Genomic DNA, 25,046 nt, shown 5'->3' with positions numbered 1-25,046 from the left:
GCGTGCGTCGCGTAAAGTGAGCGCGTGCTGGAGGACGAATACGACAAGAGTCGCCGCCGTCTGCCGCGGCACCTGCGCCGGACCCCACCTGCGGAGCAGCCCTTCTCCTACGCGATCCGGGCGGCCGAAGAACGGGACATCCCCGACATCCGGGAGATCTACAACTACTACGTCACGAACTCCGTCGTCACGTTCGACGAGAAGCCCTGGAAGATCGCGCAGTGGCGCGAGAAGTTCGCCCACCTGAAGAAGCTGGGCATGCCGTTCCTCGTCGCGGAGTCCCCGAGCGGGCAGATCCTCGGGTATGCGCTGCTGCAACCGTGGAAACCGAAGTCCGCCTACCGCTACACCGTCGAGAACTCCGTCTACCTCGGGCAGGCGGCTACCGGAAAAGGGCTCGGCCGCGCCCTCCTGGAAGCGCTCATCGACGCGGCACAGGACGCCGGCATCCGGGAGATCGTCGCCGCCATCAGCGACAAGGGCGCCGAGGCGTCGATCGCCCTCCACGAGAAGCTCGGATTCACCGAGGTCGGGCGGATGGGCCGCGTGGGCTTCAAATTCAACCGGTGGCTCGGCGTCGTGTACCTGCAGAAGAGCATCCCCAAGCGCAAGAAGAAATCGCTCTTCGGCTGATCATCCCGCCGCATCCCGGACAGCGTCGACCAGCGTTCGCCACGGCCCCTCCAGGTGCGAGTCCGGCACCTCCGCCTCCCTCGCGACATCGTCGCCGTCGTCGGCCCGGATCGACCAGATGAACCGGTCGGCCCCGCCCGCGTCGGTGCCCGGGTCATCCCACGGGCAGCTCTCCACCATCGCGCGCCAGCGCGGCGCCTCGTCCGGGTCGGGCGCCGCCTGCCACTGCCGCCTCATTCCGGCGATGCCACCCGAACGGACGACAGTCACCACGACGGATGCTGCGACCGAGGCGCCGGTGCCCTTCTTCGGCGGGCGACGGCTCGGCTTCGCGTCAGGCTCTCGATGTCCCATCCTCGATGACGCCGACGCCCGCCCATCCGTCGCGGACCGCGGCGACCTCCTCCGAGTTCTCACCGTACTCCGTCGCGGCGCTGTGCACGGTGGCCTCCGCGAAGCCCGCGAAGTCGACCGTGGCCGGCAGGTCGCCGAGGATCGTGCGGTACCAGATGCGCCCGGCCCGCTCCCACGCGCGGCCTCCGAGCGCTGTCGCGGTGAGATAGAAGGCGCGGTTGGGGATGCCGGAGTTGATGTGCACGCCGCCGTTGTCCTCCGCCGTCTCGACGTAGTCCGCCATGTGCGCGGGCTGCGGGTCGCGGCCGAGCACGTCGTCGTCGTACGCCGTGCCGGGGGCCTTCATCGACCGCAGGGCGACACCCTGCACGGCCGGGGTGAAGATTCCCGCGCCGATGAGCCAGGACGCCTCCGCCGCGGAAGCCCCGTCACGATGCTGTTCGGCGAGAGCGCCGAACACGTCGCTGATCGACTCGTTGAGCGCACCCGACTGGCCCTGGTACTCCAGCCCGCCCTCGGCGTCGACGACGCCGTGTCCGAGCTCGTGCGCGATCACCGACAGCGACCGGGCGAATCCCGTGAAGACCTCGCCGTCGCCGTCTCCGAACACCATCCGCTCACCGTTCCAGAAGGCGTTGTCGTAGTCGACGCCGTAGTGCACCGTCGCCAGCAGCGGGCTGCCGGCGCCGTCGATCCCGTTGCGCCCGAACGCATCCCAGAACAGATCGAACGTCGCCCCGAGACCGTCGAACGCGTCGTCGGCGGCGGCGTCGCCGGTGGCGGCGTCGTCTTCTCCTCGCACCCGGATGCCGGGGAGCTCCTCGGTGTTGCGGGCGTCCGACACCACCCGGTCGGGGGCCGGCGTCGTCTCGGCCACGAGAGCGCCCTCCTCGATCGACAGCCGGAGCCGCGTGCGGGGGTGGCGGGGCGGGCGAGGTGCCGCGAGCGTGCGCGCCGCGGCGGCGGCGGCGCGGGCGAGGTGCGGCTCGCCGGCCGCGGCCAGCCGGGACAGCAGGTACGGAGGGACGATGCCGGGGGCCATGTCCCGACCCTAGTGCGCGTCCCCGACACGCGTGGTCAGGGACGGATGGTCGGGATCGAGGCCAGGAGCGAGCGGGTATAGGCGGCCTGCGGCTGCAGCAGCACCTTCTCGGTCGGCCCCTCCTCGACGACGCGCCCGTCCTTGAGCACGAGCACCTCGTCGCAGAGGTTCTGCACGACCCCGATGTCGTGACTCACGAGGAGGAGCGTGAGCCCGGTGCGCTCGCGCAGCTCGGCGAGCAGGCGCAGGATCTGCGCGCGCACTGTCACGTCCAGCGCGGAGAGGGGCTCGTCGCCGACGAGCAGCCGCGGACGGTGCACGATCGCGCGGGCGATCGCGATGCGCTGTCGCTGACCGCCGGAGAACTCGTGCGGGTAGCGCTGCGCCATGTCGGCCTCCAGCCCGACCTCGGCCAGCACCTCGCGAACCCGGGCGCGTCGATCACCGCGGATGTCGAGCGCCCACAGCGGCTCGCCGACGATGCGACCGACGCTCATCCGCGGATCGAGCGAGCCGTACGGATCCTGGAACACGATGCCCGTTTCCCGCCGCAGCCAGTGCAGCGCGCGGGCCCCGGCCCGCGCGTCGACCGGCCGCCCGTCGAACTCGACGGTGCCGGCCGTGGGGGCGTCGAGGGCCAGCAGCAGGCGCATGAGCGTCGACTTGCCCGAACCCGACTCGCCGATCACCCCGACAGCAGCGCCGGCGCTCACGTCGACGTCGGCGTCGGAGAGGGCGACGGTCTCCGACGCGGTGCCGAACAGACTCGTCCGCCGGCCGCGGTACCGGCGGGTGAGCCCGCGGGCTCGGAGGAGGATCTCAGTCATGCGGTTCCCCCCACCGGGTGTCCTCGGGGCGCCACAGGGTGGCTGTGGCATCCCGGAGCAGGGCCTGGGTCACGGGGGAGGCCGGCGCGGTGAGAAGCGTCGTGAGTGCTCCGGCCTCCACGACCCGCCCCCGCTCGAGGACCACCGCGTCGGTGGCGACCTGGCTGAGCACGGCGAGGTCGTGCGTGATGAAGACCAGCGACATCCCCGCGTCGCTCACGAGCGAGGCGAGAAGACGCAGGATCCCCGCCTGGATCGTGACGTCCAGGGCGGTGGTGGGTTCGTCGGCGATGAGCAGACGCGGCCGGCAGGCCAGAGCCATGGCGATGGCGACGCGCTGACGCTGCCCGCCCGAGAGCTGATGCGGGTAGCGCGACACGATCGCCTCGGGGTCAGGGAGGGCGACGCGCTCCGCCTCGGCGATCGCGCGGCCGCGGGCTTCGGCGCGGGAGACGTGCTCGTGGATGCGGATCGACTCGGCGATCTGACGGCCGACCGTGCGGATCGGGTTCAGGGCGGTCGCAGGCTCCTGGAAGACGATGCCGATGTCATCGCCGCGCAGCCGCGCGAGATCCCGATCGGACATCCCGAGGATCTCCTGACCGTGCCACCGGATGCTGCCGGTCGCGGTCGCCCCCTCGGGCAGCAGCCCGAGGACGGCCAGCGCCGTCACCGACTTGCCCGAGCCCGACTCGCCGATCAGCCCGATGCGCGCGCCGTGAGGCACGACGAACGAGACGCCGTCGAGGACCCGTCGCCCCCCGATCTCGACGACCAGGTCCTCCACCTCCAGGCTCATGAGACCACCGCCGGGACGTGCAGTCGTGCCGAGGGTGTGCGCGCCGACAGGGTGGGGTCGGTCGCTTCGCGCATCGCGTCGCCGAGCAGGTTGAGACCGAGGACGGTGAAGGTGATCGCAAGGCCCGGCCACACCACCGACAGCGGGTGCACGGTGATGAAGCGCTGCAGGTCGGCCAGCAGCACACCCCAGGACGGATCGGTCGGCGGGGCGCCGAAACCGAGGTAGGAAAGCCCCGCTTCGGCGAGCACCGCCACCGCCATGCTCCACGACAGCTGCACGATGAACACCGGCGCGACGTTCGGCAGCAGATGGCGCCAGAGGTTCTGCAGCGGCGTGAGGCCCGAGGCGCGACCGGCGAGCACGAAGTCGCTGTGCAGCACACGCCGAAGCTCCGGGCGCGTGACGCGGGCGATGTTGACACCGAACCCGATTCCGACCGACCAGATGACCACCCACAGCGAACCGCCCCACACGGCCGAGATCATCATGGCGATCAGCAGGACGGGGAAGGCGATGAGGATGTCGACGAGCACGGCGATGCTCTCGCGCAGCCACCGGGCGGTGAGGGCGCCGAGCGCCGCAAGAGCGAGTCCCACGAGCGTCGCGATGACCCCCGCACCCACCGCGACGATGAGAGTCGTGCGCGCGCCCGCCATGAGGAGGCTGAGGATGTCGCGCCCGGTGTTGTCCGTTCCGAGCAGGTGCGGCCAACCCGGCGGCGCCCAGGCGTCGGCGAGATCGACGCGCTGCGGGGGGAACGGTGTCCAAAACGCCGCGACGATGGCCGTGAGGACGATGACGGAGACGACGAGCACGCTGAACCGCCCCGTCCCCAGTCGCCACAACCGGCGGAACCACCGCTCCCGGGTGCGCGCGCTCACGATGACTCCCGCTGACGCGGATCCAGCGACCGGTGCGCGAGGTCCACGACGAACCCGACGAGAAGGACGAACCCGGTCAGTGCGAGCAGCTCGCCCTGCACGGACGGCAGGTCTCGGCTTCCGACGTCGGCGACCAGCATCCGCCCGATCCCGGGAAGCGTGAACAGCTGCTCGATCACGACCGCACCGACGATGATCCCGGCGACCTGGAGGCCCAGCACCGTGATGACCGACAGCGCGACGTTCGGAAGACCGTGGCGAAGGAGCGCCTGCGTACGCGTGAGCCCCTTCGCCGCCGCCGTCCGCACGTAGTCCTGCCCGATCGCCTGCAGGGTGGCGCTGCGGACGAAGCGCAGCAGCATCGCGCCCTCGACGATCCCGATCGTCAAGGCGGGAAGAAGGAGCGCGCGCGCCGCGGCGACCGGGTCGGACCATCCGGCGCGCGGGAACCCTTGCGCGGGGAGCCACCCCAGCCACACGGCGAAGACCACGACGAGCATCATGCCCGCCCACACCACCGGAACGGCGGCGAGCGTCTGCGCGGAGACGCTGAGTGCTCCGCCGCCGGGGCGGCCGCGGCGAAGGGCCGAGAGGACGCCCAGCGGCACGGCGATGAGAAGGGCGATGACCAGGGCCAGGATGCCGAGCGGGACGGTCACGCGCGCCTTCTCCAGCAGCTCGCCGCTGACGGATGCGCCGGTGAGCAAGGACGTGCCGAGATCGCCGCGCAGCAGTCCGCCGATCCAGTCCAGGTACTGCTGCGGGAGCGGATCGGTCAGACCGAGCCGCTCCCGCAGTGCCGCGACCTGGGTAGGCGTGGAGTCCGTTCCCGCGATCAGCTGCGCGACGTCACCGGGGAGCACCCGCAGGGAGAGGAAGATCAGCATGCTGGCGACGACCAGCCCCACGACGAGCAGGGCCAGGCGGGTCAGCGTATAGCGGATCACTCCTCGGGCACCGTCAGTCCGCGGCGACCGTCACGCCCGCCAGGTCGACCCGGGAGTTGAGGGAGTCCACGGGGAACCCCGACACCCCGGCGCCCACGGCCGTGATCGTCGAACCGAGGTACAGCCAGTCGGCGGCGGAATCCTCGGACACGATCCGCGCCGCTTCGGCCAGGAGCGCGTCGGACTCCTCCTCGTCGGTGGACGCAAGGGCTTGGGCGTACAGGTCCTGCACCTCCGGGTTGTCGTAGCCGAAGTAGTAGTCCGGGTCGGCGAAGTTGCCGAAGTCACGCGGCTCCACGTGCAGCACGAAGCTCAGGTCGTAGTCCTTGTTCGTGTAGACGTCCTGCAGCCAGGCGGCGAACTCGACGGAGTCCACCTCGAGGTTCACGCCGATCTCGTCGTATGCCGACACCAGCACCTGCGGCACGGTGGCGCCGTAGAACGACGGCACCGTCAGCGTCAGGCTCAAATCTTCGACGCCGGCCTCCTCGAGCAGCTCGCGCGCCCGGTCGGGGTCGTAGGAGACGACGTCGGAGAGGTCCTCGTAGCCGGGGTCCAGGGGCGGGATGGGGCCGTACAGCGTCTCGGCAGCACCCTGGGCCTCCGCCAGCGCCTCGTGGTCGACGGCCAGGCGCAGCGCCTCGCGGACACGCGGGTCGTCCAGGGGCGCGCGCTGGTTGTTGAACGCGAGCGTGCCCTTGTCGGTGGTCTGCCCCTCCGTCAGCGTGAATCCGTCCACGCCGTCCAGCTGCGGTGCCAGGTCGGGCTGGACGGCGGTGAGCACGTCGAGGCTCCCGTCCAGGGCGGCGTTGACTCCGGCCGTGAAGTCCGGAATGTACTGCAGGACGACCTCGGCGACGCCGGCCTTTTCGCCCCAGTACGAGTCGTTGCGGGTCAGCTCGATGCTGTCCCCGCGGTTCCACGCGCTGAGGGTGAACGGACCGGTGCCGTTCGCAGCGGTCTGCATGTCGGTGGTGTCGCCGGTCTTGAAGACCAGCCCGGCGGGGCCGGTGAGGGTGAACAGGAAGTTCTGGTTCGGCTCGGAGAGCGTGATGACGACGGTCGACTCGTCCGACGCGGCGATGGAGGCGACGCCGGCGAACTCGGCGTTGCCGACGATCTCGGGGTCGTCCTTCACCTGCTGCAGGGACGTGACGACGTCGGCGGCCGTCAGGGGCGTGCCGTCGTGGAAGGTGATGCCGTCGTTCAGCGTGAAGGTGTACGTCAGGCCGTCGTCGGAGACCGTGTAGGCGCTGGCGAGCGACTCCACGATCTCGTTCTCCTGCGTGCGCGTCACCAACCCCTCGTACACGTTGTCGATCAGGATCTGCTCGAGCGCGGCGCCGCTGGTGTGGCGGATGTCGAGGTTCGTCGGCTCCAGCACGAGGCCCACCGTGAGCGTGGCATCCGGGTCGGGATCGCCGTTCGTGCTGGGTGACGGCGAAGCGCCACCGCCGGAGCAGGACGCGAGGGCGAGTGCCCCCGCGAGAATCAGGGCGGACGCGGCAAGGGCGGTGCGTCGCGGCATGGGTGTTCCTTTCGCAGGACGAAGGCATCCGCGATGCTGTCGGATGCCTCGGAGGGCAACTCAGTGCCGATCCAGCCTATTGCCGGCCCAGGTACCAAGACGCTCTGTTACCGCAACGCCGTTCCCGCGTTCAGGCTTCCCGCACATCCGCGAGATCCCGGAGGAGCCGGCCGAGTTCGAGGGGCACGTCCTCTTGCAGGTTGTGGCCGCCGAGAAGGGTCACGACCACCGCCTCCGGGAGCCGGCGGGTGAACTCCGCGGCGTTGTCGGGAGTGACGTACCCGCGCTCGCCGCGCAAGAGCGTGAGGGGCGCGCGGACGGCGAGGAGGTCGTCCCAGCCCGCCCGCGAGAGCAAGGAGGTCACCGCGTCGTCGGGGGAGGGGGCGGTCGATCCGGAGTTCGCCGCCGCCGCCGCCAGATGAGCGAAATGGTGCTTCCACTCGACGCGGCCGTCGGGGCGCACGCGTGAGTTGAGGAACACGCCACGCTCGGCGGTGCGCCGCGATCCCCCGCCCAGACCGAACGACAGCGCACGGTCGACGAGCTCGTCTCGCGAAGCCCAATCGGTCGGGCCGGCGAAGAACTCGCGGATCTGCGTCGGGCCGGCGTTGGGGTCCACGCCCGGGGTGATGTCGATGACCACGAGGCGCGCGACGGCCTCGGGGGCGGATGCGGCGACCGACGCGGCGGTCAGGCCGCCCAGGGACTGCCCCACGAGGAGTTGCGGGCGGTCTGCCCATGCGCCCAGGCCCCGCACCACGTCGGGTGCGAGCGTGCGGCCCGAGTACGCGGCATCCGTACGCCACGAGGAGTCGCCGTGTCCGGGGAGGTCGAGCGACAGCGCGGGGCGTCCCAGCGCGAGGATCGTGGTGTCCCACGTGTGCGCGTTCAAGCCGGCACCGTGGAGGAAGGTGACCTCCGGCGGTGAATCGCCGTACCGGAGCGCGCTGAGGGTGCGACCGTCGTCGAGAGTCAGCGAAAGCCTCTCCACCCGCGGAAGGGGGCCGGGGATGCCGTTGTCGGCGGCCTGCTCGGGCAGGAAGGAGAATTCGTCGAAAGCATCGGTCATGAAGCATCCTCGGGTCTGCGGCGGGAACGCACTCATTCTCGCCCCCGCCGCCTCTCCGGCGGGGGACATTACGCTGAGAGGCATGGGCGCTGAACACCGGATCCATCTGTCGAAGTCGGCGCCGCCGGCGTACCAGGCGCTCAGCGGATTGTCCAAGACCGTCGGCGGTCTGGCCGAGGACGCCGGCATCGAGCCGCGGCTGAAGGAGATCGTGCAGATCCACGCCTCCCAGCTGAACGGCTGCGCGTACTGCGTGCGGGTGCACACCAAGCGGGCACTGCTCGCGGGTGTCACGGCCGACACGCTCGCCCAGATCCCGGTCTGGCGGGAGTCCGGCGTGTTCGACCGCCGCGAGCGCGCCGCGCTCGAGCTCGCCGAGGCGTTCACCTTCATCTCCGAGGCGGGAATCCCCGACGACGTCTACGCCGCGGTCGGCGAGGCCCTCAGCGAGCAGGAATACATCGCCCTGAGCTGGATCCTCGTGTCCATCAACGCCTTCAACCGCCTCGCGATCGCCGGGCGGTACCCCGTTCCGCCGCTGGAGGACATCGACGTATGAGTGACCTGCCCTCTCTCATCTCGGGGGCGATGAACTTCCGTGACGTCGGCGGCCTTCCCGCCGCCGGCGGCCGGACGCGTTCGGGGGTCCTCTACCGCTCGGGCAACCTCGCCTCGGTGGACGATGCCGGCGCCGCTGCCCTGCGAGGGCTGGGTCTGCGGCGTGTGATCGACCTGCGTGACGACGATGAAGTGCGGTGGGCGCCGAGTCGGCTGACCGGCCTCGACGTCGTGACGCAGCGGGTTCCGCTCTTCCTCGGCTCCGTCGAGTCGTTCTTCCAGCGCGACGTCGGATTGGAAGGGCTCTACTCGAGTCTCATCGAAGACTCCTCCGACAAGGTGGTCGAGGTGGTGCGGGGGATCGTCCACGATCAGCCCGTCCTCGTCCACTGCACGGTGGGTAAGGACCGCACGGGCGTCACCGTCGCCCTCACCCTCGCCGCCGCCGGCGTCGAGACCGACGCCGTGGTCGAGGATTATGCGCGCACCGAGCGGATGCTGCCGGCGTCCCGCAATGCGCAGGTCGTCGCGCGACTGCGGCAGATGCACCCGGGGGCCGTGCACCTCGAAGAACTGGCGACGCGCTCGCCGGCGCCGGTCATGCGTGCGCTGCTGGAGCGCCTGGACGCCGTCTTCGGCTCGCCGACCGAATACCTCCGCGCGCACGGGCTCGGCGACGACGAGATCACGGAGCTGCGCCGCATCCTCATCTCGGCTGAAGAACCCTCGACGACGAGACAGTAGGTTAGGCAACCCTATGCTTCGGGTATAGTGGAATCCGCCATGACCCCGATGCCCGAGCACAATCCGACAGCCTGCCGCGCGCCGCGTCACACACGCGTGCAGCATCTGGTGACCGCCGACGAGTCTTCGCTCGCCGAGCTCGAGGCCGTGCTGGCGACGCTGCCGCTGTGCTCGACGGGCCGGGTGTTCGTCGAGGTGCCCGACGAGTCGTGGGTCGGTGCGCTGAGCGCCCCGCCGCGTATGACAGTGACGTGGCTCGACCGCTCCCGCCGGAGCGGTGCGCCCGGTACGGGGCGCGGCTGCGCCGCGGGGGAGGCTGTCGCGCGAGCCGTGGCCGGATGGGCGGGCGAGATGCTCGACGCCCACGAACCCGACGCGACCCGAGTCATCCTCCTCGGCGGGTACCTCGGCACCGCCGACATCGTCGACGAGCTGGTCGAGCGCCGGGGCATGTCCCGCGACGCGATCCACACGCCCGAGCGCTTCCACATCCCCACCCGCTGACGCGGCGGCGCGACCGGGTCGCTGGCCGCCGGCTGCGGAGGTCAGGCGTCGCGCGGGACGTAGTTGCCGTCGGCGAGGCCCGCCTCGATCTCGAAGCGGTTGCGCAGGGGATCACGCCCCGAGATGCCGTACAGCACCGGCATGAGGAAGCCGAACCGGCGCCATTGGCGCGCATGGACGGCCTCGTGCCGAAGCAACGCCCGGGTTATGGGCGCGTCGCCGGTGAGGAAGCATCCCCCCGCGGTGACGCCGCCGCGCGGGAAGGTCCACCGCGGCATGCCGCGGAAGATCCACAGGCCGTCGCGTCGCTCCACGCGTCCGGTGCTCCACAGCGTCCCCCACACGAATCCGACTGTCGTGCCGTAGAGATAGCCGAGGTAGCTGAGGGGGGAGTCCAGCAGCGCCGCCGGGATGCGGGACTCGATGCGGCGGCTGCGCTCCACGGCTCGTTCCGCGCGATCGCGCCACCCTGCCGGCGGGGCGGGGATCGGGCTCACGCGACAGCCCCGACCAGGCGGAGGATCGACCCGAGGTCGTCGACGGCGGCTGCCGGGCTCGCCGGGGCGAAGCCCGCGATGGTGGCACCGACGATCTCGGTCTCGGCACGCAGCGTTTGCAGGGCGGCGACGAGGTTCGCGACGCCGAGCCCGAACGGCACGCCCCAGGCCGACCCGGTGAACTCGGCCGGGTCGAGCACGTCGAGGTCGATGTGCACGTAGACCCGCGATGCGCCGGTCGCGCGAACGGCGCGGGCGAGGGCTTCGGGGTCGGCGAGGTCGTCGACGGACAGATCCGTCACGCCGTGGGAGGTGAGGAACGCATCCTCGGCGGCGTCGCGATCGCGTGCGCCGACGAGCACGACGCGATCGGGGGTCGTGGCAGCGGTCGGCAGCGCGTCGGGAACGCCCCCGACGAGCGCGCGCAGCGCCATGCCGGCGAGGGATCCGGATGGCGACGTCTCGGCGTCGTTGATGTCGGCGTGGGCGTCGACCCACACGATCGCGAGGTCGTCGCCGGCGTGACGCGCGGCCGCGGGGATCGAGACGCTGCAGTCCCCGCCGACGACGACGGCCCGCTCGGCGGAACCGGCGAGGGCATCGTCGAGGGACGCGGCGATCCGCCGCAGGGCGCTGAGTCGGTGGATCCGCGTTCCCTGAGCGTCGCCCGCCTCCAGCGGCACATCGAGGACGACCGTCGCCGCGCGGGGGAGGTCGCCTGCGATCGCCTCCGCACCGTCACGGAGCAGCATGGCTCGTGCAGCCGGAGAGCCCTGCCACTGCGGCACCACCACGAATCGCGTCATCCGCTGTTCCTCTCCGGTCCGCTCACCCGCACCATTCTGTCGTGCTGGAGAGGGCGTGACGACAAAACAGTGCGGGCGAGCGGTTCTCGCCGCTCGCCCGCACTCTCGATGTCGCGCTCAGACCGTATCGGGGCTGGCCGGCAGCGCCTGGGGCTGCGGCTGTGCGGAGCCGCCCGCCTTCAGGGCGGCCAGGCGCGCCTCGACCTCGACCAGCTCGCCGACGTCGTCGAGCTGGTTGAACTGCGCGTCGATCGACGACGCGGCCAGCTCCTGCTTTCCGGCGGCAAGAGCCTCCTCGCGACGGATCTTGTCCTCGAACCGGCCGAGCTCGCTCGTGGGGTCGAGCACGTCGATCGACTTGACGGCATCGTGCACCTTGATCTGGGCCTCGGCGACCTTGGCGCGGGCGAGCAGCTCACTGCGCTTGGACTTCAGCTGCTCGAGCTTGCCCTTCATGCCGTTGAGACCGTCCTTGAGCTTGTCGACGACCTCCGTCTGCGACGCGATGGTCGGCTCGGCGGTCTTCGCCTCGCTCTCGCTCGAGATCTGGCGCTGCAGAGCGATCTTCGCGAGGTTGTCGAACTTGTCGGCCTCGCCCGTGTTGCCCGCGGTGCGCAGCTCGTCAGCCTTGCGGCTGGCGGCGAGGGCCTTGTTGCCCCACTCGGCCGCGGCCTGGACATCTTCCTGGTGGTCGCGTTCGAGAAGGCGCAGGTTGCCGATAGTCTCGGCGATGGCCGACTCCGCGTCGGCGATGGAGTTCGTGTAGTCGCGCACGAGCTGATCGAGCATCTTCTGCGGGTCCTCGGCGGAGTCGAGAAGAGCATTGATGTTGGCGCGCATGAGCGTGGAGATGCGACCGAAGATGGACTGCTTGGCCATCGGGGTTCCTTCCTGTGGGCCTCGGATTACGAGTCTGTCGGGATTAGCTACGAGTTGTCTGTGACGGGGGCGGTTGCGGCGTCAGAAGCGGCCACCTCCTCGGCGGCCGCGCGATCCGCCGCCGCTGAAGCCGCCGGAGCGGAAGCTGGAGCGCCCCCCGCTCGAGGAACCGCGGCCCGAGGAGCCGCTCCACCCGCTGCCCCCGAATCCGCCCGACCACCCGCCGCTCCGCGAGCGTGAGGAGCCGCCGGAGAGGCTGTTGCTGATCAGGCCCCCCAGCACAGCGCCGAAGAAGCTGTCGCTGCCCGAGGCGCGTCCGGTGTCGGGGATGCTGAATCCTCCGACGTCGGACCGCGCCGACTCGATTCCGCGCGCGGCGAGCTCGTTGGCGCGCGCGGCGTCGCGCAGCGCCGCATCCGGATCGGTCGCGCGCAGCTGCTCGGCCCGCGCAAGGGCGGCGGATGCGTCGGAGACGCGCGTACGCGCCTCCACCCCGACAGCGCCGCGGCGCGCGGCGATGAAGCTCTCGGCCGCGGAGATCTGCGCCCGGGCCTGGCCGATGGCGGCGTCGAGCTGCTGCGCGAGGCGCTGGGCCCGCGACGCGGCGTCCCGAGCCGACTGCACCACCTCGTCGATGGCGCGATCCGCCTCCTGCAGCTGCTGGAGCGTCTGCAGCGGCCGTCGCTGCGGTGTTGTGAGCTCCGCGCGCGCCGCGTCGACACGGGAGCGCGTCGCAGCGACCGCGGCCGCGACGCGGCCGTCGGGGTCGGGCAGCGACTGCGCGACCCGGACGTCCTCCTCCAGCGCCGCGATCAGCTGGACGCTCTGCTGCTCGGCTCTGGGCAGGTCGGCGGCGAGGGCGTCGATCGCCTTCTCGAGGAGGTCAGCCTGACCCACCGCCTCCTCGGCGGCGCGGATGCCGACGGCGGCCTGCCCGGTGTCCCCGGAGGCGAGGGCGCTCTGCGCCGCGGCGAGCTGCTCATCGGCGAACGCGATACGCGATCGAGCCTGGTCGACGTTGTCATCGACGGTGGCGAGGGCATCGGCGCCGTAGGTCGCGCGCAGCGTGGCGAGCGTCGCCCCGGCCGCGTCGATCCCGGACGCCGCGGCCTCCCGGGCGGCGCGAGCGCGCTCGAGGGCGGCGGGAGCGTCCTGTTCGACCTTGCGAAGCTCGTCGAAGGCCGCGGCCTTCTCGTCGAGTTCATCGCTCGCCTCGCTGCACAGCTCGATGATCTGGATGTTCCAGGCGCGCACCTGCTCCTCGGTGTCGGGGGTGCCGTCGTCGAGCTGCTGTTGGAGGGTGAAGGCGACCGTCAGCTTCTCACGCGCGCTCGCGAGGGCCGCCGAGAACTCCGCGGCGGCCTGCTCGCCGTACTGCGCCACGGCGAAGCCGAGCTCCTGCTCGCTCGTGCGCAGGGCGTCATCCATCGCAACGAGGGCGGATGCTGCCTGCTTGCGCAGTTCCGCGGTGGGAACCTGCGGTTGCTGCGCACCGTCGCCCGTCGACGGCACCCGCTTCCGGCGGCGTCGCACGAGCACCACGACCAGCACCACGATCACGAGGGCCACGACGAGGACGAGCGCCCACGTGAGCCACGATCCCACGCCTCCGCCGCCGCCGGAGGAGGAGGTGCCCTGGATCGCTTCGGCAGCCGCGTCGATGGCGCCCGCGAGGTCGCCGGCGGACAGCGCCGGCCGGATGTCCCGTTCGATCGCGTCGAGCTGATCGTTCGAGAGAGGGCCCGCGCTGTCGGCGGAGATGTAGTACTGCCGCCCATCGGTGGCGATGGCCAGCAGATACTGCGAGACGCCGAGCCCGTTCTGCGCGGCCGTGGCGTCGGCCCACTGCTGAGAGTTCGCGGGATCGGTGAAGTCGTCGACGATGGCGACGTAGAGATCGATCTCGGTCGCCTCGTACAGCGCCGAGAGGCGCTCTTCCGACGACGCCGACTCAGCCGGGCTCAGCGCGCCCACTTCATCGGCGATGTAGCCGTCGCCCAGCGAGATCGGGCCGGTCGCCGAGGCCGTGAGCGCCGGCCCCGCGAAGACGAGGGCGAGCGCGGCGACGAGGGCGAGAAGTGCCCGCGCGCCCTGGCGCGACCGGCGGGGGAGCGAGATGCGAGCGGCCACCGTTCGAGTCTATTCAGCCCGCCGGAAACGCCTCTAGCCGTTGCGCACGGGGCCCGGCGTGGTCTGCCTCGACGCGAGCGGCTTCCGGGTTAGGGTCGGACGCTCCGACAGACTCGGCGACGGGAGGGCCCATGGACGACCGATACGGCACCGACGTGCTCGCGGCCGGGTGGCGCGATCAGGGGAGGCGTCTCGTTCCCGAGGTGGCGGCTGAGCGCGAGCTCGTGGTCGAGGTCGCGGATGACGGCTTCGTCGGCGCGGTGACCAAGGTGGCCTCGGGCACCGTCGAGCTGGAGGACCGGCTCGGGCGCCGGCGCGTCTTTCCGCTCGGCGGCGGCTTCCTCGTGGACGGCGAGGTCGTGAAGCTCGCGGCCCCGAAGCCCGCCGCTTCGACCGGTCGACAGCGCACCGCATCCGGATCGTTCGCCGCGCCCGAGACGCGCGCCCGGGTGGCGCGGGCCAGCCGCATCCTGGTCGAGGGCAAGCACGACGCCGAGCTGGTGGAGAAGGTGTGGGGCGACGATCTTCGCGCGGAGGGCGTCGTCGTCGAGTTCTTGCAGGGGGTGGACCTTCTCGCGGACGTGTTGGACGCGGAGCCGCCCAGCGCCGAGCGTCGCTACGGCGTGCTCGTCGACCACCTGGTGCCCGGATCGAAGGAGACGCGGATCGCCGAGTCGGTGATGCGGGGAAAACACGGCGCGCACCTGAGGATCGTCGGTCACCCGTTCGTCGACGTGTGGCAGTGCGTCCGCCCCGCGGCCGTCGGGATCCCGCGGTGGCCCGAGGTGCCGCGGAGCGTCGAATGGAAGGTCGGGGTCTGCCGCGCGCTCGCCTGGCCGGCGCGCGACCAGGCGGACCTCGCCCGCGCGTGGCAGCACATTCTCGGCAAGGTCTCGTCGTACCGGGACCTCGAGCCGGCGCTCCTGGGCCGCGTCGAGGAGCTGATCGACTTCGTCACGGCCTCCTAGCCGCACCTCGGGGTGGGGAGGTGCGCTGCACGCCCTCCGCAAGGTCCGGCCCGCTGCCTCGATCGCTCCGGGCGGGTACCCTTCGCGCGCTCGGACGGATGCGGAACTCTGCGCTGGTCTCCGGGTTTGGGGCCCTCGATGTGCTTTGGGGCGCTCGATGGTCGCCCCAAAGCACATCGGCCGCCCCAAGCAAGGAGCTGCGCGTGTCGGGCGGGCGTGCGGGGTGCAGCAGGCGCGCACGCTCAGGTGGCAGTACGTGCCGCTACGGCGACGCGGATGCGGCACCTCCTGTCACGTGAGCGAGCCGGGGAACGGCACGCGCCTCCCGTAGCCTGGGGAGCATGCCCGACGCGCCCTCAGACACCGACGGCCCCCGCTTCCGTGAGAGGCCGGTGTCGTTCGTGCGGCGAAGCGGCCGCATGTCGGACGGCCAGGAGCGGGCGTGGGCGGAGTACTCGGCGTTCTACCTTCTCGAGGCGCCGAGGGATGCTGCGGCCACAAGTGTGCGGGCCGGCTCCGAGATCGACCCCGAGGCCGTCTACGGACGCTCAGCCCGCCTCGTGGTGGAGATCGGCTCCGGTCAGGGGCACGCGATCATCTCTGCCGCGACCGCCCACCCCGACACCGACTTCCTCGCCGTCGAGGTGTTCCGAGCCGGCCTTGCGCGGACCATGCTCGACGCGGGGCGGGAAGGCGTCCGAAACCTCCGCCTCGTAGAGGCGAACGCCCCCGAGGTGCTCGAGCATCTGTTGCCCGTCGCATCCGTCGACGAGCTGTGGGTGTTCTTTCCCGACCCGTGGCACAAGAACAAGCACACCAAGCGCCGCCTCGTCGCGCCGGAATTCGGTCCGGTCGCCGGGCGGGCGTTGAAGCCGGGCGGGGTCCTGCGCCTCGCCACCGACTGGGAGGACTACGCCCGCCAGATGCGGACGGTGCTGGATGAGTCACCGCTGTTCGAGCGGGCCTTCGCCGGCGAGTGGGCCGAGCGCTTCGAGGGGCGTGTCCTCACCGCTTTCGAGCGCAAGGGATCGCGCGCAGGGCGGGCGATCCGCGACCTCGCCTATCGGCGGATCGCATGACGCGCGCGCAGCGCCGGGTGGCCTCGCATCCACCGGTGACGGCCGGGCGGACGATGTCGTGGGGTGTCGTGCCCGCGCTCCTGGTCTGCCTCGCCGCGCCGGCGTTCTTCGTCCTGCGAGTCCCGTGGGTGGGGTGGCTTCTGCTCGCCGCCGCTCTGTTCGGCGCGTGGCTCGCGGACGGACGGCGGATCAGCATCCGGCGCCGAAGCGGCGACGAGCCGCCCAGCCTGTTGCGCGACGTGTCGCTGATCGCGATCGGCCTGCTGATCGTCAGCGCCATCGACCTCAAGGCCGAGCTCGACAATCTCGCGATGCTGCGGTTCGGTCTGGCCCTGGGGGGCGCGGTGGTCGCGCCGTATCTGATCTCCCGCTACCTCTACCGCGACCACGCCATCCGGTTCCCGTGGCGCGGCGGCGGACGGTGGACGTGGTGGCAGTGGGTGTGGCTCGTGGGGGTGCTCGCCCTGGGGTGGCTGATTCTGCCGTTCTACTTCATCACCTCGGGCGTCTACATGAACTGGCCGGTCGTGGACACCCCCGACCTCATCGCGCGGCTGTTCGTGGGGGTCGGGGCCGTCGGCATCTGGGACGAGCTGTTCTTCATCTGCACGGTCTTCGTGCTACTCCGTCGCCATTTTCCCGACGCCCTGGCGATCGTGTTGCAGTCGGTCGTCTTCGTCTCGTTCCTGTGGGAGCTGGGATACCAGGCGTGGGGTCCCGTCCTCACCATCCCGTTCGCGCTCGTGCAGGCGTTCCTGTTCCTGCGTACCCGCTCGCTGGGATACGTCGTCACCGTGCACCTCCTCTTCGACGCCGTCGTCTTCGCGGTCCTGGTGCACGCCCACAATCCGGGCGCGCTGCCGATCTTCCTCGTCTGACCCGCTGCCCACCGGGCGTGACGCACCCGGGGGCGCGTCACCGTCCCGCCACCGCCGGTTCACCTCGCGGGCACGTGCCGCTGAGAGCATGCGCACGTCGCCTGCGAAAGGTCCTGTGTGAGCGCACCCCCGAGCACCCCGTCCGCTGCCACCCATGCACCGGTCCGGTTGCGCACGCGGGAACGCCGCCTCCGGATGCTGCGTCTCGCCGTCGCCGACCTGCTGCGCGCGCCCCGCGGGATCGAGCCCATCCGGAACCGCGAGTTCGCGCGCATCGTCGGGCTGTGGGCGACCGCGCGGGCGATCAACCTCGCGCTGCTGTTCGGGTTCTTCCAGATCGCGCGCGCGGCGCGGTGGGGATTCGGCCCGGACGACGAGCACGTGCGCGGCTTCCTCGACTTCCTCACGGGCTGGGACGCCGACCGGTACGGCCAGATCGCGCAGCTCGGCTACCCCGATCGCCTCCCGGTGAACGAGTTCGGCGACATCATGCCGAACAACTGGGCTTTCCTCCCGGTCTTCCCCTTCCTCACGCGCTTTCTCCACGACGCCACCGGCCTGCCCTGGCAGCTGGTGGCGGTCGGCATCAGCCTGGCGGCCGGTCTCGGAGCGACGTGGATGCTGTTCGTGCTGCTGCGACGTGTGACGACTCCCCGTGCGGCGTGGTGGGGCGTGACCTTCTTCTCCTTCGCTCCGCTGTCGTTCATCTACGTCGTCGGGTACAGCGAGGGCCTGGCGCTGCTGCTCACCTTCGCCGCACTGATCCTCGCGATCGACCGCCGCTACCTGTGGATCGCCCCTCTGGGCGTGATCGCGGCCTTCACGCGGCCCGGCGCCCTCGCGCTGGCGCTGGCTCTCGGCATTGTCTTCGTGACGCGGATGCTGCGGCATCGCTCCGACCCGTTCCTTCCGCGTGAGATGGTGGGTCTCCTCGTCGCGGGTCTGTCGACGGCAACGGCGGGGCTCGCGTGGACGGTGATCGCCGAGCGTCGCACCGGCGTCGAGGGCGCCTACATCCGCACCGAGCTCGGATGGTGGATCGGGTCGGTGGGTAACGGCCCCTTCATTCCGTTCACACCGTGGTTCCGGCAGGCCGGCACGCACCTCGGTGCCGTCGGGATCGCGCTCGTCATCGTGCTCGTGGTCGCCTTCGCGCTACTGCTGTGGTCACGGCCGGTGCGGCGTCTCGGGCTCGTGGTGGTCGCGTATGCGGCCAGCTACGGGCTCTACCTCTTCGCGGTGTTCCTGCCGCAGGGGAGCACTTTCCGGCTCCTGGTGCCGCTGTCGCCGCTCCTGGGGGACGAACGACTGAGCGCGACTCCGCGGCGTCGCGTGGCACTCCTGGTCGGCTGCATCGTGCTGCAGGTGTTCGCGGTGTGGAGTCTGTGGGCGATCAACCACCCTTGACTCCGGTCAAGGACGAGGTGCGCCGATGATAACCTCGACAGGTATGCCTCCGTAGCTCAGGGGATAGAGCGTTGGTTTCCGGTACCAAAGGTCGCAGGTTCGATTCCTGTCGGGGGCACTGACCCAGCACGCCGCGTGGCGCGGCATCCGGGAGCGACCCTCGCCGTGAAAGATGCAAGACGGGCCGGCGTTGTAGTGGGATGATCACGGCATGGGCGTTCTCTACTACGGCGGAGGCGGCGTTCCGATCCGGATCGGTGATCGGGCGCTGGCGCACTTGAAGGTCGTCATCGCGACGAAACTGCGCCGCGGGGAGAGTTTCACTCTGAGCTGGACTCATCCGGAGGACGAACCGCGAGGCCGAAGCACCTTGTGGTTGCACCCGTCGATTCCGCTGCGGTTCGAGTTCGAGGATGCGGAACCGGAGAAGTTGAGCCGGACGTGGTTGGAAGAACTCGCGAACTCCGCACACTCGACGGGCGGTATCGTGCTCATCCCGGAGCAGGTGGAGCCTGACGCCGGGCCGCCCGAGGACTAGATCATTCCGCCGGGTTCTCGCGCCAATCGAGGTCCGGTCGCTCTCCTCTGAGCACCGATGTGCGTCGCCGGATGCTCCACGCCGCGAGATCGGTGCCTTCGAGGGTCGGTTCGATCTCGCTGATCGTCTGCGAGGCCACGATCGGTGATCCCACCCCGACGGCGAGTGTGACGTGCGCCGTTTCCCCTTCGACGACCGCGGGAAACGTGACGAGTTCCGCGCGTCCCTCCTGCAGGAGTATCCGGAGGTAGTCGAGCAGCGCCTCCGCGACATCATCGGCGGTTGTCAGGCGCACACCGCCAGCGAAGATATCGTGCATGCGTACCCAGGCACCCTTCGTTGCTGGTGTGCCGCACCGCCGCTGGCTCGCGCCATCTCGATGCGACTCTCATCCTCCGCTGCCGAGCTCTCCGAAGACCACGGGGTTGACGGCGTCCGGTCGGAATGCCGGGTGCGCCTGAACCCCGTAACGCGTCCCTCCCGCCCAGCGGGTGAGCGGACGCGCCCTCAGCCCCGTGAGATGTCCAGATCCGGGTCGTACGCGTCAGGCTCCTCGGCAGGGGGCGCGAGGTCACCCTCGATCGTCGGCGCGACACGCTCGAGCCGCGCGCGCAGCGCCTTCAACTCGGGGGTGAACTCCGGCTCGGCATCGTCCGAGGAGTGCGGCACCGACAGCACGTCGTTGCCGATGCCCACGACGAGCTCGGCCGTCGCCGGGCCGCCCTCGGTCAGGATCGGGATGCGGATCGCCTCTGCTTGACCGATTCGGGCGAGCGCGGCCGAAAGGTCGACGAGCACGGAGGCGACCTCGTCCGTCGTGATGACGGCCTCTCCGGCATAGCTGATTCGTCGCATGTTTACGACTCTGCCTCCCCGCCACCGTCGGATGCGGCGGCTTGCATGGCGCGGCCGCGTGAAGTATGCGCCGCGTAGCACATCAGTCGGATGAGGTCGGCCCCCTTCAGATCCCGACGGACAGGAGGCACCGTGGCGGGCATGGCTTTCCCGGCTGCTCTTCGTGACGACTCGCTCTCCCTCCTCATCCGCGGCTACGGCTTCGGTGCCCACATCTGGCGACGCGCCCGCGCCGGTGCCCGCGCGGTGCCGTTCCGCCTCCTCGGTCGCGATGCGCTCCTGGTGCGGGGGAGCGAGGGCGTCGCGCTCTTCTACGACGAGTCGCGCATCCGCCGGCACGGGGCGATGCCGGCCTTCATCCAGGAGTCGCTGTTCGGCAACGGCTCCGTGCACAGTCTCGACGGTGACCAGCACCGCCACCGCAAGGCCACCTTCCTCGACGTCGCTTACGAGGACGCGCACGTCGCGCGCCTGGCGCCGTTGCTGGGCGAGGAGTGGGAGGGCGAACTCGAGTCGTGGAGATCGGGTGGCCGGCGATCGGCGTACGAGGCCGCGGTCGGCGCTTTCGGACGGGCCAGCATGCGCTGGGCGGGGCTTCCGGGCACGCCGGCGGCGAAGACGCGCTGGGCGCGGCGCCTGGCGCAGATCGTCGATGGGTTCGGCGTCCCGTATTCGCCGGAGTACCTCCTCGCGATCGCGAACCGCGGATGGTCGGACCGGCACGCGGCGCGACTGGTCGACGCGGTGAGAGGCGGCCGTCTGCATCCCGAGGCGGGCACCGCTCTTTCCGAATGGGCGTGGCACCGCGGTCGCGACGGAGCTCTTCTCGCAGCGAGGCTCGCCGGGATCGAGCTGCAGAACAGCATCCGCCCGATGATCGCCGTCGCCCGTTTCGTGGCGTTCGCGGCCAAGGAGCTGCACGACCGGCCGGAGTGGCGTGGGCGGATCGCCGCCGAGGCCGAGGAGCGCGGATCGCTCGCCGGTGGCCCCCTCGCCACGATGTTCGCCCAGGAGATCCGCCGCACGGCGCCGTTCGTCCCCGTCCTCCCGGCGTGGGCGGTGACCGACGTGGAGCTGGACGGGCAGCGGATGGCGGCGGGTGGGCGGGTCGTGCTCGACATCCTCGGCACCGACCTCGACGACCGCTCATGGGATCGCGCGGACGAGTTCGATCCGGAGCGCTTCCGCGGTGCCGACGACTACGAGCAGCTCGCCGCGTTCATCCCGCACGGCGGCGCCGAGCCGGCCACCGGCCACCGCTGCCCGGGAGAGAAGCTGGCGATCGCCGGGCTCGCGACCGCGGTCGCCGCCCTCAGCGACCGTCGAGTCGAGATCACGGGCCGCGGACTCGCGGTGAACCCGCGGCGGATGCCGACGAAGCCCGCGTCGGGAGGTGTCGTGCGCCCGGCCGGTGCACCGTCCCGCTGCCCGTTCCATTAAGTGCCGGAACGGGGGGCCTCGTGTCTCCACCGCCGTGCCAGAGCTGGCAGACTGACGCCGCTGTCCAGCGTGGCGGCTATCTCCTGCATCTCTCGGAGCGGCGCTCGCGTGGCAGCCGGATCTTCGGCGGAGCGCACGACCTCGTGGAGTCTACGGACCCGGAGCAGCACCGCGTCACGGCCGAGTTGACCTACGCCGCGGTAGTGGAGCATGACGCGCTGCTGGAGACGAGCGGCCTGAGCGTCTGCCGATCCCAGCGCCGCGGCTCGTACGAAGGCCGGGCTGCCTTTGTCCGGATGATCGTTCAGAAGCTCGAGGGGCAGCCCACGTGCGACCACCTTCCGAACGCCGCTCGGTGGCAGCGTCGAGTAGTCCAGCGACGGCACCCGAAGTGCTCCTCCCACCACCAGGGCGACGGCCAAGCCGACCAAGACGTACGCCGAGGGTGCCAGCCACCACGCCGGCCCGAGGGCGCGGAGAAAGCCTTCCAGGGTCGCGTTCACGACGAAGGCTCGAGACGTGCGGGTGTCGCTCGCTCGAGCGAAGAGGAGAGGAAGCGCTGCAGCGGCCACCAGAAGAAAGATGGCCGCGGCCAGCCCGAAGCAGGCCAGCTTCCATCCGCTCGCGGGGCGACGCATCCACGGTCGGGCGATGAGTATGGCCGCCGTGGGGGCCACGGCGGCGAGGAGAAGCGTCGCGAGCGCGAACACGTGCACCGCGCTTTCGAACGGCCAGTCGTGGTCCGCCACCGTGCCTCCTCGATGAGGAGACTATCGTCGCGGCTCGTTCGTGCCTCGTCACCCCTGCGTCCGGAGCCAGTCCTCGAACCTCGTGGAAGACAGGCGCGCCTCCGGCCCGGGGAGCAGCCCGTGCTCGGCGAGGGATCCGCCGAAGTACAGCGCCTCGTCGTCGCGCACGACCAGCCGGGGATCACCGGATGCGGCGAGCCCGCGCGCAACGAACTCGTTCAGGGCCATCCGCTCGGGACCGGCGATCTGGATATCGCCTGCCGGGTGCGACGCCGCGACGTCGGCCAGCGACTGCGCCACGTCGTCGGCGGCGATCGGCTGCACGAGAGCACCCGGGAGGCGCACGACGCCGCTCGTGGTGGCACTGTCGGCGATGCCGCCGAAGAACTCGAAGAACTGCGTCGCGTGCACGAGCGTGTGCGGTCGCCCACTGTCGCGGATCAGCCGCTCCTGGGTGGCCTTCGCCTCGTAGAACGGGATCCGGGCGTCTGCCGTGCCGACGATCGTGAGAGCCACATAGTGTGCGACGCCCGCCGCTGCGGCCGCCCGCAGGAGATGACGCGTGGACGTCTCGAAGAAGGCGTGCACCTCCTGCGGTGCGTAGGAGTGGGGCCGAGTCACGTCGATCACGACGTCGGCGCCTGTCAGCGCCTCGTCGAGCCCCGCTCCGGTGGTGGCGTCGACGCCGGTCGAGGGCGCCGCGGCGAGCACGTCGAACGCGCCGAGCCGTGCGACCAGGCGCGCGCCGATGCGTCCGGTGCCGCCGATCACGACGATCCTCATCGGCACATCATGTCACCGCGGCTCGAGGCGCGGGGCGGCGTCAGTGCTGCTCTTCGGACTCCGGGCCGTCGATGATGCCGATGCCGACGGCCTCGTGGTCGGGCTCGGGATCGTGAGGGGCCGGCGCTTTGGGCTCCTCGCCCGGGTCCTTCTCCGTGCTCGGTTCCTCGAGCTCGTCGGCCCGCGGCTCTTCTTCGCTCTCCGGCTGCGGATCGCTGACGTCGCTCATGGCGGCCTCCTCGTGTGGATGAAGTGGCAGCGTCTCACCGCCGACGGAACAGGGGCAACGGCTTGACGGCGGAAGAAGGGGCACGGCACCTCGCGCGCCGTACCCCTTCCGCCGGGTGTCAGCTGTCGCTGACGTTCTCCCGCGCCTGAGCAGCGCGGTCGGTGACATCCGACGTCACGTGGGACGCTTCGTCCTTCACCTCGGCCACGGCCTCGCTGGCGCGATCCTTGACGGCCGCGGCGGCCTCCTGCGCCGGCTCCTTGAGGTGCTCGGCGACCTCGCGTGCGGCGCTGGACGCCTTGTCCACGAGCGGTTGAGCCTGCTCCTTCACCGACGCCGCGACGTTCTTCTCCTTCTCGGAGGCGGGGATCAAGGACGCCAGCACCAGCCCGGCACCGAAGGCGATGAGCCCGACCGCCAGCGGGTTCCCCTGGACCTTGGACACGGCCGACGATCCGGCTCCCGACACATCTGACATCACCGATGACCCGCCTTCCTTGAGAGAGCTCCCCACGTCGTCCGCCGCGCCCATGACGCGCTCACGGACAGAGGTGAATGCTCCCTTGATCTTGTTCTTCTCCCGCTCCACGATCTTGGACGGCGTGACCTTGTCGGCCAGCGCATCCACGTCCGAGCTCAGTTCGTTGCGCGTGCGATCGATGGACGCGCGGATCTCCTCCGGTGAATCGCTCATCGGTTCTCCTCGTTTCTCTTCACGGCTTCGGGGATGCGCTTGAGCGAATCGACCGTCTCGGGCGCCCCCTGGATCTTCTTCATCTGCGTGCGCCCGTTCAGGAACAGCACGAGGGCGATGACGCCCCATAGGACAGCCACCAGCACGGCCGACCACGCCAGCCCGACGAGGAAGCCGAGCCCCCACCACAGCGCCATGGACAGGAAGAACACCGCCATGGCGGCGGCGTACCCGGCGCCACCGAGGAGCCCCGCCCCCTTACCGGCGCGCGTGGCCGACTGGCGCAGTTCCGCCTTGGCCAGTTCCAGCTCCTGCCGCATGAGGGTGGACAGGTCGCTCGTGACCTCTCCCAGCAGCTCGCCGAGCGACGTGGAAGCGGCCTTCTCCTCAGACGGTGTGGGATCCGACATCGCCGCTCCCTTCGCCGCCGAAGGACGCGCGTGCCTGGTCGTACACGGGCGTCGCCGGGGCCGGTGCGCCGGCCGCGAGCGTTCCCGTGGCTGCGGGGCCGGACGACGGGGCCGAGACCGGCGTGGCTGGCGGCGGGGATGCCGCGGACGGCGTGCCGCTGTCGTCGCCGGCGCTCTCGGCCAGCGCGCGGGTGAGGCGGCCGGCGACGAGCCCCGCGAGCGCGGCGATCGCGATGAAGGTGCCGGGCTTGCGCCGCGCGTAGGACTTCACCTCGGTGAGAAGCGACCCGGGGTCGCGATCGGCGACCCAGCCGGCCACTCCGGTGAGCCGGCTCGACACCTGCCGGACCACGTCGGCGGCCAACCCGGGGCTCTCGGATGAGTCGGCCATCGCGGTCAGTTCGTCGCCGACGGAGCGCAGGCCCTCGGCGACGCGCTGCTGCTGCACGCCGGCCTGCTCCTTCAGCTCGCTCTGGGTCTGGGCGTAGAGGTCCTTGATCTGGCTCTTGGCCTCGCCGGCCACCGAACCTGCCTCGGCCTGAGCGGTCTCGAGCACACGGCCGGCACCCTCAGCGGCAGTGCCGACGACTTCGCGCCCTTCGGCCGCGGCGGTTCCCACCGTGCCGGACGAGTCGCTCGATGCGGTGTCGGCAGGTGTGGAGAACTCGCCGTTCGCAGCATCCGAACCGACAGTCGGTTCGCCTCCGAAACTTTGCGACATGTTGTTCCTCTCAACGGGCCGGTCGGGGGGACCGGGCAGTCCGACAGGTCTACGTCGCTTTCGATCCAGCGCCGCGCGGGTTGACCCGGCGCCC

The 25,046-nt window shown here is 70.9% G+C and carries 30 protein-coding genes and 1 tRNA gene; 11 read left to right on the top strand and 20 right to left on the bottom strand.

Going from position 1 to position 25,046, the window contains the following annotated elements:
• Window positions 1-24: 24 nt before the first annotated feature.
• Window positions 25-633 (top strand): GNAT family N-acetyltransferase, encoded by a 609-nt coding sequence (locus ACTU3I_RS11345; RefSeq protein ID WP_442925793.1) that lies wholly within the window; start codon window positions 25-27, stop codon window positions 631-633.
• Here ACTU3I_RS11345 and ACTU3I_RS11340 read toward each other — a convergent pair whose 3' ends face one another.
• The 8 genes from ACTU3I_RS11340 to ACTU3I_RS11305 form a co-directional block, all read right to left on the bottom strand.
• Complete coding sequence (locus ACTU3I_RS11340) at window positions 634-987, bottom strand: protealysin inhibitor emfourin (RefSeq protein ID WP_442925792.1); 354 nt, start codon at window positions 985-987, stop codon at window positions 634-636.
• Entirely contained in the window at window positions 968-2,029 is a 1,062-nt protein-coding gene (locus ACTU3I_RS11335) for a M4 family metallopeptidase (protein ID WP_442925791.1), read from the bottom strand. The genes ACTU3I_RS11340 and ACTU3I_RS11335 overlap by 20 nt, the downstream gene beginning before the upstream one ends.
• A 35-nt stretch (window positions 2,030-2,064) precedes the next feature.
• Window positions 2,065-2,856 (bottom strand): ATP-binding cassette domain-containing protein, encoded by a 792-nt coding sequence (locus ACTU3I_RS11330; protein WP_442925790.1) that lies wholly within the window; start codon window positions 2,854-2,856, stop codon window positions 2,065-2,067.
• Window positions 2,849-3,655 (bottom strand): ATP-binding cassette domain-containing protein, encoded by an 807-nt coding sequence (locus tag ACTU3I_RS11325; RefSeq protein ID WP_442925789.1) that lies wholly within the window; start codon window positions 3,653-3,655, stop codon window positions 2,849-2,851. The genes ACTU3I_RS11330 and ACTU3I_RS11325 overlap by 8 nt, the downstream gene beginning before the upstream one ends.
• On the bottom strand, window positions 3,652-4,539 hold the full coding sequence (locus ACTU3I_RS11320) for an ABC transporter permease (RefSeq protein WP_442925788.1): 888 nt from the start codon (window positions 4,537-4,539) through the stop codon (window positions 3,652-3,654). The genes ACTU3I_RS11325 and ACTU3I_RS11320 overlap by 4 nt, the downstream gene beginning before the upstream one ends.
• Entirely contained in the window at window positions 4,536-5,486 is a 951-nt protein-coding gene (locus ACTU3I_RS11315; protein ID WP_442925787.1) for an ABC transporter permease, read from the bottom strand. The genes ACTU3I_RS11320 and ACTU3I_RS11315 overlap by 4 nt, the downstream gene beginning before the upstream one ends.
• A 13-nt stretch (window positions 5,487-5,499) precedes the next feature.
• The gene (locus ACTU3I_RS11310; RefSeq protein ID WP_442925786.1) at window positions 5,500-7,014 is read right to left on the bottom strand and encodes an ABC transporter substrate-binding protein; all 1,515 of its coding nucleotides are present in this window, start codon (window positions 7,012-7,014) and stop codon (window positions 5,500-5,502) included.
• A gap of 130 nt (window positions 7,015-7,144) precedes the next feature.
• On the bottom strand, window positions 7,145-8,083 hold the full coding sequence (locus ACTU3I_RS11305) for an alpha/beta fold hydrolase (protein WP_442925785.1): 939 nt from the start codon (window positions 8,081-8,083) through the stop codon (window positions 7,145-7,147).
• Window positions 8,084-8,165: 82 nt separating this feature from the next.
• Between ACTU3I_RS11305 and ACTU3I_RS11300 the strand changes: the two genes are divergently transcribed.
• From ACTU3I_RS11300 to ACTU3I_RS11290, 3 genes are read left to right on the top strand one after another with little or no spacing between them, the layout of a single operon-like run.
• Window positions 8,166-8,642: a carboxymuconolactone decarboxylase family protein gene (locus ACTU3I_RS11300; RefSeq protein ID WP_442925784.1), complete on the top strand. Its 477-nt coding sequence runs from the start codon at window positions 8,166-8,168 to the stop codon at window positions 8,640-8,642.
• Window positions 8,639-9,385: a tyrosine-protein phosphatase gene (locus ACTU3I_RS11295; protein WP_442925783.1), complete on the top strand. Its 747-nt coding sequence runs from the start codon at window positions 8,639-8,641 to the stop codon at window positions 9,383-9,385. Before ACTU3I_RS11300 ends, ACTU3I_RS11295 begins: the two co-directional genes overlap by 4 nt.
• A gap of 39 nt (window positions 9,386-9,424) precedes the next feature.
• Window positions 9,425-9,889 (top strand): SIP domain-containing protein, encoded by a 465-nt coding sequence (locus ACTU3I_RS11290; RefSeq protein ID WP_442925782.1) that lies wholly within the window; start codon window positions 9,425-9,427, stop codon window positions 9,887-9,889.
• A 41-nt stretch (window positions 9,890-9,930) separates the two neighbouring features.
• Here ACTU3I_RS11290 and ACTU3I_RS11285 read toward each other — a convergent pair whose 3' ends face one another.
• From ACTU3I_RS11285 to ACTU3I_RS11270, 4 genes are all read right to left on the bottom strand, one after another.
• Window positions 9,931-10,386, bottom strand: a complete 456-nt coding sequence (locus tag ACTU3I_RS11285; protein ID WP_442925781.1) for a Fe-S oxidoreductase — start codon at window positions 10,384-10,386, stop codon at window positions 9,931-9,933.
• Window positions 10,383-11,192: an arginase family protein gene (locus ACTU3I_RS11280; RefSeq protein WP_442925780.1), complete on the bottom strand. Its 810-nt coding sequence runs from the start codon at window positions 11,190-11,192 to the stop codon at window positions 10,383-10,385. Before ACTU3I_RS11280 ends, ACTU3I_RS11285 begins: the two co-directional genes overlap by 4 nt.
• Window positions 11,193-11,309: 117 nt before the next feature.
• Window positions 11,310-12,071: a PspA/IM30 family protein gene (locus ACTU3I_RS11275; RefSeq protein ID WP_442925779.1), complete on the bottom strand. Its 762-nt coding sequence runs from the start codon at window positions 12,069-12,071 to the stop codon at window positions 11,310-11,312.
• Between the two features lie 81 nt (window positions 12,072-12,152).
• A complete protein-coding gene (locus tag ACTU3I_RS11270) occupies window positions 12,153-14,201 on the bottom strand; it encodes a TPM domain-containing protein (protein ID WP_442925778.1) in 2,049 nt (682 codons plus the stop codon).
• 131 nt (window positions 14,202-14,332) lie between these two features.
• On the opposite strand from ACTU3I_RS11270, the gene ACTU3I_RS11265 reads away from it, so the two are divergent.
• The 6 genes from ACTU3I_RS11265 (at window position 14,333) to ACTU3I_RS11240 (ending at window position 19,071) form a co-directional block, all read left to right on the top strand.
• Window positions 14,333-15,169 carry a DUF3097 domain-containing protein gene (locus ACTU3I_RS11265; RefSeq protein WP_442925777.1) on the top strand — a complete coding sequence of 279 codons (837 nt, stop codon included), beginning with the start codon at window positions 14,333-14,335 and terminating at the stop codon, window positions 15,167-15,169.
• Window positions 15,170-15,510: 341 nt separating this feature from the next.
• Window positions 15,511-16,248 carry a tRNA (guanosine(46)-N7)-methyltransferase TrmB gene (gene trmB, locus ACTU3I_RS11260; RefSeq protein WP_442925776.1) on the top strand — a complete coding sequence of 246 codons (738 nt, stop codon included), beginning with the start codon at window positions 15,511-15,513 and terminating at the stop codon, window positions 16,246-16,248.
• A 53-nt stretch (window positions 16,249-16,301) separates the two neighbouring features.
• Complete coding sequence (locus ACTU3I_RS11255) at window positions 16,302-17,126, top strand: CPBP family intramembrane glutamic endopeptidase (protein ID WP_442926400.1); 825 nt, start codon at window positions 16,302-16,304, stop codon at window positions 17,124-17,126.
• Window positions 17,127-17,243: 117 nt separating this feature from the next.
• Window positions 17,244-18,533, top strand: a complete 1,290-nt coding sequence (locus tag ACTU3I_RS11250) for a hypothetical protein (RefSeq protein ID WP_442925775.1) — start codon at window positions 17,244-17,246, stop codon at window positions 18,531-18,533.
• A gap of 45 nt (window positions 18,534-18,578) precedes the next feature.
• Window positions 18,579-18,651 (top strand) — tRNA-Arg (locus tag ACTU3I_RS11245).
• Between the two features lie 93 nt (window positions 18,652-18,744).
• The gene (locus ACTU3I_RS11240) at window positions 18,745-19,071 is read left to right on the top strand and encodes a DUF7882 family protein (protein WP_442925774.1); all 327 of its coding nucleotides are present in this window, start codon (window positions 18,745-18,747) and stop codon (window positions 19,069-19,071) included.
• A 1-nt stretch (window position 19,072) separates the two neighbouring features.
• Here the strand turns inward: ACTU3I_RS11240 and ACTU3I_RS11235 are convergent, their stop codons facing one another.
• Together ACTU3I_RS11235 and ACTU3I_RS11230 are read right to left on the bottom strand one after the other, a co-directional pair.
• Window positions 19,073-19,390 carry a hypothetical protein gene (locus ACTU3I_RS11235; RefSeq protein ID WP_442925773.1) on the bottom strand — a complete coding sequence of 106 codons (318 nt, stop codon included), beginning with the start codon at window positions 19,388-19,390 and terminating at the stop codon, window positions 19,073-19,075.
• A 188-nt stretch (window positions 19,391-19,578) separates the two neighbouring features.
• Window positions 19,579-19,926 carry a hypothetical protein gene (locus ACTU3I_RS11230; protein WP_442925772.1) on the bottom strand — a complete coding sequence of 116 codons (348 nt, stop codon included), beginning with the start codon at window positions 19,924-19,926 and terminating at the stop codon, window positions 19,579-19,581.
• A 141-nt stretch (window positions 19,927-20,067) separates the two neighbouring features.
• Between ACTU3I_RS11230 and ACTU3I_RS11225 the strand changes: the two genes are divergently transcribed.
• Window positions 20,068-21,366 (top strand): cytochrome P450, encoded by a 1,299-nt coding sequence (locus tag ACTU3I_RS11225; RefSeq protein ID WP_442925771.1) that lies wholly within the window; start codon window positions 20,068-20,070, stop codon window positions 21,364-21,366.
• Here the strand turns inward: ACTU3I_RS11225 and ACTU3I_RS11220 are convergent.
• The 6 genes from ACTU3I_RS11220 to ACTU3I_RS11195 form a co-directional block, all read right to left on the bottom strand.
• Window positions 21,363-22,115 (bottom strand): hypothetical protein, encoded by a 753-nt coding sequence (locus tag ACTU3I_RS11220; protein WP_442925770.1) that lies wholly within the window; start codon window positions 22,113-22,115, stop codon window positions 21,363-21,365. The two genes, ACTU3I_RS11225 and ACTU3I_RS11220, sit on opposite strands and share 4 nt — an antisense overlap.
• A 48-nt stretch (window positions 22,116-22,163) precedes the next feature.
• Window positions 22,164-22,898 carry an SDR family oxidoreductase gene (locus tag ACTU3I_RS11215; RefSeq protein ID WP_442925769.1) on the bottom strand — a complete coding sequence of 245 codons (735 nt, stop codon included), beginning with the start codon at window positions 22,896-22,898 and terminating at the stop codon, window positions 22,164-22,166.
• A 40-nt stretch (window positions 22,899-22,938) separates the two neighbouring features.
• Window positions 22,939-23,127, bottom strand: coding sequence for a hypothetical protein (locus ACTU3I_RS11210; RefSeq protein ID WP_442925768.1), 189 nt, complete (start codon window positions 23,125-23,127; stop codon window positions 22,939-22,941).
• A 118-nt stretch (window positions 23,128-23,245) separates the two neighbouring features.
• On the bottom strand, window positions 23,246-23,821 hold the full coding sequence (locus tag ACTU3I_RS11205; protein ID WP_442925767.1) for a DUF3618 domain-containing protein: 576 nt from the start codon (window positions 23,819-23,821) through the stop codon (window positions 23,246-23,248).
• Window positions 23,818-24,231, bottom strand: a complete 414-nt coding sequence (locus ACTU3I_RS11200) for a phage holin family protein (RefSeq protein ID WP_442925766.1) — start codon at window positions 24,229-24,231, stop codon at window positions 23,818-23,820. Before ACTU3I_RS11200 ends, ACTU3I_RS11205 begins: the two co-directional genes overlap by 4 nt.
• A complete protein-coding gene (locus tag ACTU3I_RS11195; RefSeq protein WP_442925765.1) occupies window positions 24,209-24,952 on the bottom strand; it encodes a hypothetical protein in 744 nt (247 codons plus the stop codon). The genes ACTU3I_RS11200 and ACTU3I_RS11195 overlap by 23 nt, the downstream gene beginning before the upstream one ends.
• Between the last annotated feature and the right edge of the window lie 94 nt (window positions 24,953-25,046).

This window comes from Microbacterium sp. RD1, assembly GCF_052220165.1.
Taxonomy (GTDB): Bacteria; Actinomycetota; Actinomycetes; order Actinomycetales; family Microbacteriaceae; genus Microbacterium.
The sequence above is the reverse complement of the archived record's forward strand: the minus strand, read 5'-3'. Positions and strand labels throughout refer to the sequence as shown.

Coding starts and splice junctions, on each gene's coding strand:
- ACTU3I_RS11340 (WP_442925792.1), bottom strand. CDS start 987: ATGGGACATCGAGAGCCTGACGCGAAGCCGAGCCGTCGCCCGCCGAAG.
- ACTU3I_RS11335 (WP_442925791.1), bottom strand. CDS start 2,029: ATGGCCCCCGGCATCGTCCCTCCGTACCTGCTGTCCCGGCTGGCCGCG.
- ACTU3I_RS11330 (WP_442925790.1), bottom strand. CDS start 2,856: ATGACTGAGATCCTCCTCCGAGCCCGCGGGCTCACCCGCCGGTACCGC.
- ACTU3I_RS11325 (WP_442925789.1), bottom strand. CDS start 3,655: ATGAGCCTGGAGGTGGAGGACCTGGTCGTCGAGATCGGGGGGCGACGG.
- ACTU3I_RS11310 (WP_442925786.1), bottom strand. CDS start 7,014: ATGCCGCGACGCACCGCCCTTGCCGCGTCCGCCCTGATTCTCGCGGGG.
- ACTU3I_RS11305 (WP_442925785.1), bottom strand. CDS start 8,083: ATGACCGATGCTTTCGACGAATTCTCCTTCCTGCCCGAGCAGGCCGCC.
- ACTU3I_RS11300 (WP_442925784.1), top strand. CDS start 8,166: ATGGGCGCTGAACACCGGATCCATCTGTCGAAGTCGGCGCCGCCGGCG.
- ACTU3I_RS11295 (WP_442925783.1), top strand. CDS start 8,639: ATGAGTGACCTGCCCTCTCTCATCTCGGGGGCGATGAACTTCCGTGAC.
- ACTU3I_RS11290 (WP_442925782.1), top strand. CDS start 9,425: ATGACCCCGATGCCCGAGCACAATCCGACAGCCTGCCGCGCGCCGCGT.
- ACTU3I_RS11280 (WP_442925780.1), bottom strand. CDS start 11,192: ATGACGCGATTCGTGGTGGTGCCGCAGTGGCAGGGCTCTCCGGCTGCA.
- ACTU3I_RS11275 (WP_442925779.1), bottom strand. CDS start 12,071: ATGGCCAAGCAGTCCATCTTCGGTCGCATCTCCACGCTCATGCGCGCC.
- ACTU3I_RS11265 (WP_442925777.1), top strand. CDS start 14,333: ATGGACGACCGATACGGCACCGACGTGCTCGCGGCCGGGTGGCGCGAT.
- trmB (WP_442925776.1), top strand. CDS start 15,511: ATGCCCGACGCGCCCTCAGACACCGACGGCCCCCGCTTCCGTGAGAGG.
- ACTU3I_RS11255 (WP_442926400.1), top strand. CDS start 16,302: ATGTCGTGGGGTGTCGTGCCCGCGCTCCTGGTCTGCCTCGCCGCGCCG.
- ACTU3I_RS11240 (WP_442925774.1), top strand. CDS start 18,745: ATGGGCGTTCTCTACTACGGCGGAGGCGGCGTTCCGATCCGGATCGGT.
- ACTU3I_RS11235 (WP_442925773.1), bottom strand. CDS start 19,390: ATGCACGATATCTTCGCTGGCGGTGTGCGCCTGACAACCGCCGATGAT.
- ACTU3I_RS11230 (WP_442925772.1), bottom strand. CDS start 19,926: ATGCGACGAATCAGCTATGCCGGAGAGGCCGTCATCACGACGGACGAG.
- ACTU3I_RS11225 (WP_442925771.1), top strand. CDS start 20,068: ATGGCTTTCCCGGCTGCTCTTCGTGACGACTCGCTCTCCCTCCTCATC.
- ACTU3I_RS11215 (WP_442925769.1), bottom strand. CDS start 22,898: ATGAGGATCGTCGTGATCGGCGGCACCGGACGCATCGGCGCGCGCCTG.
- ACTU3I_RS11210 (WP_442925768.1), bottom strand. CDS start 23,127: ATGAGCGACGTCAGCGATCCGCAGCCGGAGAGCGAAGAAGAGCCGCGG.
- ACTU3I_RS11205 (WP_442925767.1), bottom strand. CDS start 23,821: ATGAGCGATTCACCGGAGGAGATCCGCGCGTCCATCGATCGCACGCGC.
- ACTU3I_RS11200 (WP_442925766.1), bottom strand. CDS start 24,231: ATGTCGGATCCCACACCGTCTGAGGAGAAGGCCGCTTCCACGTCGCTC.
- ACTU3I_RS11195 (WP_442925765.1), bottom strand. CDS start 24,952: ATGTCGCAAAGTTTCGGAGGCGAACCGACTGTCGGTTCGGATGCTGCG.